This window comes from Dietzia sp. UBA5065 (genome assembly GCA_002415925.1).
Taxonomy (GTDB): Bacteria; Actinomycetota; Actinomycetes; order Mycobacteriales; family Mycobacteriaceae; genus Dietzia.
This window is the reverse complement of record DIAZ01000043.1, coordinates 1,462-9,407: the sequence shown is the minus strand read 5'-3', so window position 1 is coordinate 9,407 and position 7,946 is coordinate 1,462. Positions and strand designations below refer to the sequence as shown.

6 protein-coding genes and 1 tRNA gene are annotated in these 7,946 nt (G+C 69.4%); 3 read left to right on the top strand and 4 right to left on the bottom strand.

The features are described from left to right. Nucleotides 1-65: 65 nt before the first annotated feature. The 3 genes from B4M60_RS03070 to polA all read right to left on the bottom strand — a co-directional run bounded on the left by B4M60_RS03070 (nt 66) and on the right by polA (nt 4,873). On the bottom strand, nt 66-1,049 hold the full coding sequence (locus tag B4M60_RS03070; protein ID WP_291080174.1) for an amino acid ABC transporter permease: 984 nt from the start codon (nt 1,047-1,049) through the stop codon (nt 66-68). Between the two features lie 11 nt (nt 1,050-1,060). Then, nucleotides 1,061-1,963, bottom strand: a complete 903-nt coding sequence (locus B4M60_RS03065) for an ABC transporter substrate-binding protein (protein WP_291080172.1) — start codon at nt 1,961-1,963, stop codon at nt 1,061-1,063. 126 nt (nt 1,964-2,089) lie between these two features. After that, nucleotides 2,090-4,873, bottom strand: coding sequence for a DNA polymerase I (gene polA / locus B4M60_RS03060; protein WP_291080170.1), 2,784 nt, complete (start codon nt 4,871-4,873; stop codon nt 2,090-2,092). 79 nt (nt 4,874-4,952) lie between these two features. Between polA and B4M60_RS03055 the strand changes: the two genes are divergently transcribed. Further along, nucleotides 4,953-5,026: transfer RNA gene (locus B4M60_RS03055), tRNA-Leu, on the top strand. A 38-nt stretch (nt 5,027-5,064) separates the two neighbouring features. On the opposite strand, the gene B4M60_RS03050 is transcribed toward B4M60_RS03055, so the two are convergent. Further along, nucleotides 5,065-5,652: a TetR/AcrR family transcriptional regulator gene (locus B4M60_RS03050; RefSeq protein WP_291080168.1), complete on the bottom strand. Its 588-nt coding sequence runs from the start codon at nt 5,650-5,652 to the stop codon at nt 5,065-5,067. A 131-nt stretch (nt 5,653-5,783) separates the two neighbouring features. Between B4M60_RS03050 and B4M60_RS03045 the strand changes: the two genes are divergently transcribed. After that, nucleotides 5,784-6,254 carry a MarR family winged helix-turn-helix transcriptional regulator gene (locus tag B4M60_RS03045; protein ID WP_291080166.1) on the top strand — a complete coding sequence of 157 codons (471 nt, stop codon included), beginning with the start codon at nt 5,784-5,786 and terminating at the stop codon, nt 6,252-6,254. Further along, the coding region (locus B4M60_RS03040) for an MDR family MFS transporter (RefSeq protein WP_291080164.1) at nt 6,251-7,946 on the top strand (1,696 nt) is incomplete at its 3' end. The genes B4M60_RS03045 and B4M60_RS03040, both read left to right, overlap by 4 nt.

The following is a 7,946-nucleotide window of genomic DNA, read 5'->3' as shown; positions in this document are numbered from 1 at the left end:
GATGCCCTTGAGCACCTCCAGGGAGCCGAACCTCTTACAGACCTGCTCGGCCCTGACCATCGGCGTCATGCTGTCCCTCCGGATGGATCCGCGGCCCTGGCGGCGGCGAGAGACGACGGGGTCATCCCGTCCGCCGCCGCCAACGCGCGCAACTGCTTGCCGGTCAACTGCCGGGTGGCGCCCCGCGAGAACTTCTTTTCCAGGAAGTGCTGACCCACCATGAGGACGCTGGTGATGACCAGGTACCAGGTGGCGGCCACCAGCAGCAGCGGGATCGGCTGGAAGTTGACGCCCGAGATGTCGCGGGCCTGACCGTAGAGCTCACCGGAGAACGGGATGGCCACGACGAGCGAGGTGGTCTTGAGCATCGAGATCAGCTCGTTGCCGGTGGGCGGGATGATCACGCGCATCGCCTGGGGCAGGACGGTGCGCCGCATGGTCTGCCCCCACGTCATGCCGAGCGCGGTGGACGCCTCGGCCTGCCCCTCCGGGACGGACGAGATGCCCGCCCGAACGATCTCGGCCATGTACGCGGCCTCGTTCATGGCCAGGCCGATGACGGCCAGCCAGAACGCGGAGTACAGCGCCATCGTGTCGTCGAAGCGGACCACCTGGAAGTCGGTGAAGGGGATGCCGAACTGGATCTGCCGGTACAGCGTGAAGATCAGGCCCCAGAACAGCAGCTGCACGTAGATCGGGGTCCCGCGGAAGATCCACAGGTACACCCACGCCACGGCCTTGAGTACCGGGTTGCTGCTCATCCGCATCACCGAGAGGATGACCCCCAGGATCACGGCGAGGATCATCGACAGCAGGGTCAGCGCGATGGTGTAGAACACCGCCATGCCGAACCGTGTGTCGAAGAGGTACCGGCCGTACGTGCCCCAGCCGTAGGCCGAGTTGGTCGCCGCGCCCCAGAGGAAGAGGAACGCGAGCACCAGGACGATCGACGCCGACACCCACCGCCACGGGTGCCGCAGCGGCACCGCCTTGATGGGCTCCGGGGCGTCCGCCCGGGGGGGTGTGGCCCCCTTCTCCGCGGTACTCACCGACCGGTCACTCAGCCCTTCCGGATCTCGGCGCGGTCGATGAGCCCGGACTCGAGGCCCCAGTTCTGGGCGATCTTCTCGAAGTCACCGGTCTCGATCAGCTTGTTGGCGGCGGCCGCGAGGGCCACGGCCAGGTCCGCGTCCTTGCGCACGGGCCAGCCGTAGGGGGCGGAGTCGAACACGTCGCCGGCCAGCTGCATCTTTCCGTCGGACTGCTTGACGGCGTAGGCCGAGATGGGCGAGTCCGCGGACATCGCGTCGACCTTGCCCAGGGCCACGGCGGTGGACGCCTCGTCCTGGGAGTCGAACTGGACCTTCTCGATCGCCGGCTTCCCGGCGTCGGTGCAGGCCTTGCTCCGGGCGGGCACGTCCTCCTGGTCCGAGACCGTGGTGCGCTGGACGGCGACGCTCAGTCCACAGGCGTTGTCCGGGTCCACGTCGGTCCCGACCGCGGAGGCCCACTGGATGCCGGCCTCGAAGTAGGTGACGAAGTCGACGGTCTGGAGCCGCTCCTCGTTGACGGTGAACGAGGAGGCACCCATGTCCATGGTGCCGCCCTCGATGGCCGGGATGATCTTCTCGAAATCGGACTCACGGAACTCGGCGGTCAGACCCATCAGCTGGGCGGCGGCGTTGACCACGTCGATGTCGAACCCGACGATCTCGCCCTTCTCGTTCTTGAACTCGTTGGGCGCGTACGGCGGGTTGGTTCCCACCACGATGACACCCTTGTCGCGGATATCGGCCGGCACCAGGGCGGCGATCTCCTCGTCGACCTGGAGCGCGACCTCCTGCCGGGGCTCCCCGGAGTCCTCCGGCCCCTCGGTGTTGGTGGTGCAGCCGGTGAGCGCGAGGGCCGCGGTGGCGGTCAGTGCCAGGACGGCGCGAAGACCGCGCCGGGGGGTGAGGGTCATAGGAGTGCCCTTTCAGGCGTCGTTGAGCCGAATCTGCACTGAACCTAGGGCATGCGGCGACCGCCACAAAGCACATCGCCCGCGAGTGGTGCCGGTGGTTACCCAGTGGTTACACCCGGTGACCACTCAGTGAGCTGCCGAGTCCCAGTCGGGCCCGGTTCCCGTGGAGACGTCCAGGGGCACGTCGAGCTCGATCGCCGAGTACATGCGATCCACCACGAGGTCGCGGACCTCGTCCAGCTCGCCCCCCGCCACCTCGAGCACCAACTCGTCGTGGACCTGGAGCAACAGGCGGCTCCGCAGTCCCCGCTCGGCGAGGTCGGCGTGGACCCCGAGCATCGCCGCCTTGATGATGTCCGCGGCGGTGCCCTGGATGGGCGCGTTGAGGGCGGCACGCTCGGCGTTCTCCCGCTTGAGCCGGTTGTCCGAGTTGAGCTCGGGCAGGTAACGCCGGCGCCCGAAGAGGGTCTCGGTGTAGCCGTCCCGGCGGGCCTGGTCCACCACCGCGTGCAGGTAGTCGCGGACCCCGCCGAAGCGCGCGAAGTACGCGTCCATCTGCTCGCGGGCCTCGTTCTGGCCGATCCCGAGCTGCGCGGCCAGCCCGAACGCGCTGAGCCCGTAGGCGAGGCCGTAGCTCATGGCCTTGACGCGGCGCCGCAGCTCCGGGGTGACCTCGTCGATGGGCACGCCGAAGGCCCGCGAGCCGACGAACGAGTGCAGGTCCTCCCCCGTCCGGAACGCCTCGATGAGTCCGGCGTCCCCGGACAGGTGCGCCATCACCCGCATCTCGATCTGGCTGTAGTCGGCGGTGAGGAGGCAGTCGTAGCCCTCGCCCACGACGAAGGACCGGCGGATCCGCCGGCCGTCCTCGGTGCGGACCGGGATGTTCTGCAGGTTCGGGTCGGTCGAGGAGAGCCGGCCGGTGGCGGCGACGGTCTGGTTGAAGGTGGTGTGGATGCGCCCGTCGTCGCCGATGGTCTTGATCAGGCCCTCGACGGTGGTGCGCATCTTGGTGGCCTCGCGGTGCAGGAGCAGCGCCTCGAGGAAGGCGCGCCCCGGGGTGTCCCCCGTCTCCTTGAGGAGAAGCTCCTCCAGCGCCTTGGCGTCCGTGGTGTACCCGGTCTTGGTCTTCTTGGTCTTGGGCATGCCCAGGGTCTCGAACAGCACCACCTGGAGCTGCTTGGGCGAACCGAGGTTGATCTGCTCGCCCCCGATCGCGTCGTACGCGGCCTCCGCGGCGTCACGCCCGCGGTCGGCGAACCCGTCGCGCAGCTCGTCCAGCGCGGCGCCGTCCACCGCGATGCCGATCGATTCCATCCGCGCGAGCACCGGCACGAGCGGCAGCTCCATCTCGGCGAGGAGCCGGGCCCCGTGCACCTGCTCGAGTTCCACGTCGAGCCGCTCGGCCAGATCCACCACGGCGCGGGCCCGGGTCGCCGCCGCGTCGGCGTTCTGTTGCTCCACCTCGGCCTCGTCGACCTCGTCCAGCAGCGAGAGCTGCTTCTCCCCCGACTCCACCTCGGGCAGTTCCCTCTGCAGGTGCCGCTGGAACAGCTCGGCGAGCCCGTAGCTGCGCTGACCGGGCCGCACGAGGTACGCGGCGAGCGCGACGTCCATGGCGACCCCGCCCAGCTCGAGGCCCCGGCCCATCAGGGCGTGGGTCGCCGCCTTGGAATCATGGACCGCCTTCGCCACCGCGTCGTCCGCCAACCACGCCTGTAGAGCCCGCTCGTCGGCCGGATCGATGCGGGCGAGATCGATGTGCGCCGACGCCCCGCCCGCGGCAGCGACGGTGACGGTGTGCGCGTCCCCGGCGCCGGGACGGGAGGATCCGACGACGACGAGGCCGTGCCGTCTCCCGGCCGGCGCGTGCGCTGCCAGCCAGTCCGAGACCTCGCCGGCGTGCAGGACCGCCGCCCGCTCGAGCTCGATCTCCGCCACCTGCTCGGGTGCGCCCTCGGGCAGGAATGCGGTGAGGAACCGGTCGCGGGCCTGCGGTCCGAACTCGAGCCGGTCGAACAGCGCGTTGACATCGGCCCGCTCGGGGAGGTCGCGGGCGAGATCGCCGATCTCGACCCCTAGGTCGAGATCCCGGGCGAGTTCGGTGATGCGGCGGTTGAGCTGCACCTGCGGGAGGTGCTCCCGGAAGCTCTCGCCGACCTTCCCCTTGATCTCGTCGGCGTGCGCGATGAGCTCGGACAGCGTGCCGTACTGGACGATCCACTTGGCGGCGGTCTTGTCCCCCACCTTGGGCACTCCCGGGAGGTTGTCGGAGGTGTCACCCCGCAGCGCGGCGACGTCCGGGTACTGCGCCGGGGTGACGCCGTACTTCGCCTCGACCGACTCCGGGGTGTAGCGCGCGAGTTCCGAGACTCCCTTAACCGGGTAGAGGACGGTCACCGAGTCGGTCACGAGCTGCAGTGCGTCGCGGTCGCCGGTGCAGATGAGGGTATGCGTGCCGCCTGCCCGCGTGGCCAGGGTCGCGATGATGTCGTCCGCCTCATGCCCCTCCAGCGAGAGCGTCCGGACGCCCAGCGCGACCAGCGCCTCCTGGATCAGCTCGACCTGTCCCTTGAACTCCTCGGGCGCCGCCGACCTCGTGGACTTGTACTCGGGGTACTCCGCGGTCCGGTGCAACGTCGCGCGCGAGACGTCGAAGGCCACCGCGATGTGGGTGGGCTCCTCGGTGGTGACCAGGTTGGCGACCATGGACAGGAAGCCGTACACCGCGTTGGTGTGCTGCCCGGATGCGGTGGAGAAGTTCTCCGCCGGCAGCGCGTAGAACGCGCGGAACGCCAGCGAGTGCCCGTCCAGCAGGAGCAGTCGGCTGGGACCGGGCCCCCTGCCGGTGTCGGACGACGTGGTGCTGGCTGCGGAACTGGCTTCTGCGGTCTGGCTCGTGGTGCTCACACGGCCACTCTAGGGCGGGCATCGGACAGCCGCTCACCGGTCGTCGGTTAGACTTCCCGACCAGCGGCCCGCCGCGACCGCCCCCGTAGCCCAATTGGCAGAGGCAACGGATTCAAAACCCGTCCAGTGTCGGTTCGAGTCCGACCGGGGGCACGCATCATACAAATCTCGTCAGCCGCGCGACGCGCCATTCAGTGGGGCCGCGCCCCGTCGAGGAACAGACGCACCACCGCGACCGCGGCCTCGTCCCCTCCGGAGCGATCCACTGCCCGCGCCAGGTGGAAGAACGCGTTGGTGAGGAACCACGGCTCGCCGGCGATCTCGCCGCGTCCGACGGCGCGGGCGAAGACGTCGACGACGGGGTCCAGCACAGCCGACACGTACTGGCCGGACACCGCGCTCCTGGATTCCTCCGAGACGAGTTCGAGAGTGTCGTAGACCCTCTGCTCGAACGAGATCGACCGGGCGTCCTGGTCGGCGACGGCAGCCACGAGCTCGCCCAGTTGCCGTTCGAATCCCCCGGTGGCGGCGAGCGCCGTCTCGATCCGTGTACTGAGGCGGGCGGTGAACCGGAGCGCGACCTCCTTGTACAGCTCCTCCTTCCCACCTGGGAAGTGGTGGTAGATGGACGGCTTGCGAATCCCTACCGACCGGGCGACGCCGACCAGGGAGATTCCCGTGTAACCCCCTGCCGCCAGCTGACCTGCGAAGGCGTCCATGATTTCAGAGCGGGTGTCAGTCGGCACGGCCATCGGGTCCTCTACGGGTGACTTCGTCATGCCGTCAGCCTACCTATCGGTAGGCAGGGCCAGCCAATTTCCGGCGCCGTCCCCCGCGCACTTGCCGAAGGCCACCCTCGCAGCCTATATTTGCTTGCTGCAAGCAACCGAATCGAGCTGGGAGGTTACGAGTGTCCGTCGACATCGACCAGAGCGCCCGGCTCGTCGTGGATCTCTCACGCGTGGTCAAGCTGCTGCGCGCGGTCAACGTCTGCGTGCCCCGCTTCCACGAGTCGCTCGAGCCGTCCGCCCATCCCCTGCTCTTCGCCGTCCACGACGAGCCCGCCCGGGTGACCGACCTGGCCGACCGGGTCCACACCGACGTCTCGGTGGTGAGCCGGCAGGTCCGTCACCTCGAGTCGCTGGGCCTGGTGACCAAGGTCCCGGACCCGGACGACGGGCGCGCGAGCCTGGTCACCCTCACCGCCGAGGGCTCCGACCTGGTGGCCCGCGTGTTCGACGGCCGCGGCCAGTGGATGGCCGACGTGCTGTCCGACTGGACACCCGAGCAGGCGGCGTCCCTCGGCGAGAGCCTGAACCACCTCGCGGAGTCCCTTCGCTCCGAACTCGACTCCCTCACATCCGCCAAGGAGAACCGATGACCACCCCCACGCCCGCCGCCGCGCGGGCAGGCGAGGACGGCGAGCTCACGCACCGTCAGATCCTCGTGATCCTCGCCGGCCTCATGTCGGCCATGTTCCTCGCCAGCCTCGATCAGACGATCGTCTCGACCGCCATCAGGACGATCGCCGACGACCTGCAGGGCCTGGACGCGCAGGCGTGGGTCACCACGGCCTACCTCATGACGTCGACCATCTCGACGCCGCTGTACGGCAAGCTCTCCGACATCTACGGCCGCAAGCCGTTCTTCGTCATCGGCATCGTGATCTTCGTGTTCGGATCCCTGCTGTGCACGCTCGCGGACTCGATGTACACCCTCGCGGTGTACCGCGGCATCCAGGGACTGGGCGCGGGTGCCCTGATGTCCCTCGCGCTGGCGATCATCGGAGACATCATCCCTCCCCGCGACCGCGCGAAATACCAGGGCTACATGCTGGCCGTGTTCGCCTCGTCGTCGGTCATCGGGCCGGTCGTCGGCGGCTTCTTCGCCGGCATGGACACGATCCTCGGCATCGACGGCTGGCGCTGGATCTTCCTGCTCAACGTCCCCATCGGCGCCCTCGCGCTGACGATGGTGATCCTCACCCTCAACGTCAAGAACGTCCGCGTGGACCACCGGGTGGACTGGGCGGGCGCGGCCGCGATCGTCGTCGGGCTGGTGCCGCTCCTGCTGGTGGCCGAACAGGGCCGCATCTGGGGCTGGGGCTCCCCGGCCGCGCTCGGCTGCTACCTCGTCGGCCTGGCCGGCATCGGCCTCTTCCTCATCGTCGAGGCCCGCGCGGGCGACGAGGCCCTCATCCCCCTGCGCCTGTTCCGCGACCGCACCTTCGCGATCGTCACCGCCGGCGGCGTGATCGTGGGCATGGCCATGTTCGGCGGGATGATGACGCTGCCGCTGTACATGCAGATCGTCCACGGCGCCGACCCCATGGAGTCCGGCCTCATGATGCTCCCGCTGGTCGCGGGCATGATGGGTGCCTCGATCGTCACGGGTCAGCTCATCTCAAGGACCGGCCGGATCCGCGAGTTCCCGATCCTCGGCACCGCCATCGCCGCCCTGGGCCTCTTCCTGCTGTGGACCATCGACGCCAACACCTCGCTGACGCTGGTCATGTTCTACATGCTCATCCTGGGCATCGGCCTGGGCAACTGCATGCAGCCGCTCACCCTGATCGTGCAGAACGCCGTCAGCCCGCGGGAGATCGGCGTGGCCACCGCGTCGGCCACCTTCTTCCGGCAGCTCGGCGGCACGGTCGGCGTGGCCGTGTTCTTGTCGATCCTGTTCAGCCGCGTCGGCGGCGCGATCACCACGCAGCTGGAGGAGGCGACCGCCAACGGCAGCCTCGCCCGCGGCATCCAGGACGGCCTGGCCGACCCGGCGCTGCGGCAGGACCCGCAGGCCTACGGGATCGTGCAGGCCCTGGCCGACCCCGCCACGGGGGCGGGTGCGCTCGAGTCCATCACCAAGGACTCCTCGGTCATCAACCGCCTGCCCCAGCTCGTCGCCTACCCCTTCGAGCAGGGCTTCGCGCTGAGCATGTCGGAGATCTACCTGGTGGCCGGCATCCTCGCCGTGGCCGCCACCGTGGTCCTGGCGTTCCTGCCGCCGATCGTGCTGCGCACCGGGTCCGCGCAGGCGGAGGCCGCCCGTGACGCGGCGGCGGAGGCCGCCG

Bases quoted from the DNA above. Each gene is read 5' to 3' on its own strand.
- B4M60_RS03065 (WP_291080172.1), bottom strand. From the start codon at position 1,963: ATGACCCTCACCCCCCGGCGCGGTCTTCGCGCCGTCCTGGCACTGACC.
- B4M60_RS03050 (WP_291080168.1), bottom strand. From the start codon at position 5,652: ATGACGAAGTCACCCGTAGAGGACCCGATGGCCGTGCCGACTGACACC.